The following is a 907-nucleotide window of genomic DNA, read 5'->3' on the forward strand; positions in this document are numbered from 1 at the left end:
TCTTGCGGACCGTTTCGGCGTACAGCCAGACACCCTCATCTTCGAGGTCGTCCCGGGCCACGCCGGTGACGGTGGCGTAGCGCAAGGCCATGGCCTGGACCGAGCGGGCCACCTTGGTGGGTTCAAACATGTCCACCGGGGAGGGCTTGCCGGTGTCAATCTGGCAGAAATCGCAGCGGCGGGTGCATTCGGAGCCGCCGATCAGGAACGTGGCTTCCTTGTCTTCCCAGCACTCGAAGATGTTCGGGCAACCGGCCTCCTCACACACCGTGTGCAGGCCTTCCTTTTTCACGAGGTTCTTGAGCTGGACGAACTCCGGGCCCATCTGGACCTTGGCTTTGATCCACTCCGGCTTGCGCTCCACCGGGGTGGCCGCATTGCGCTGCTCAATACGCAGCATCTTTCGGCCTTCTGGTGCCAGTGTCATTGTTCTCTTTCCTTAGTGCAAATCAGCAGGCCACGACGTTGACGGCGAGGCCGCCCATCGCGGTTTCCTTGTACTTGGAGCTCATGTCCTTGCCGGTTTCGCGCATGGTCACGATCACCTCATCCAGCGATACCCGGTGCGTGCCGTCACCCCACAGCGCCATTTTGGCGGCGTTGATGGCCTTCGCGGCTGCGATGGCGTTCCGTTCGATGCAGGGGATCTGGACCAGCCCGCCGATCGGGTCGCAGGTCAGGCCCAGGTTGTGCTCCATCGCGATTTCGGCGGCGTTTTCCACTTGGGCGGGGGTGCCGCCCATCACCTCCGCAAGCCCGGCCGCGGCCATCGACGACGCCGAGCCCACCTCGCCTTGGCAGCCCACTTCGGCGCCGGAGATCGAGGCCTGCTCCTTGTACAGCACCCCGACGGCGCCGGCGGCGAGCAGGAACTTCACCACGACATCGTCACGGTCCTGCTGGGTGG

The 907-nt window shown here is 64.3% G+C and carries 1 protein-coding gene and 1 pseudogene; both read right to left on the bottom strand.

Annotated elements, in window-relative coordinates; all coding sequences use genetic code 11:
- Positions 1–427 (bottom strand): annotated as a pseudogene (locus J7I92_RS23335) (lipoyl synthase); the annotation flags it as partial.
- A 22-nt stretch (positions 428–449) separates the two neighbouring features.
- Positions 450–907: L-serine ammonia-lyase, iron-sulfur-dependent, subunit alpha (locus J7I92_RS23340; protein WP_214844336.1), on the bottom strand; the 458-nt coding region annotated here is incomplete at its 5' end.

It is taken from the genome of Arthrobacter sp. ISL-72 (assembly GCF_018613755.1).
Classification (GTDB): domain Bacteria; phylum Actinomycetota; class Actinomycetes; order Actinomycetales; family Micrococcaceae; genus Arthrobacter.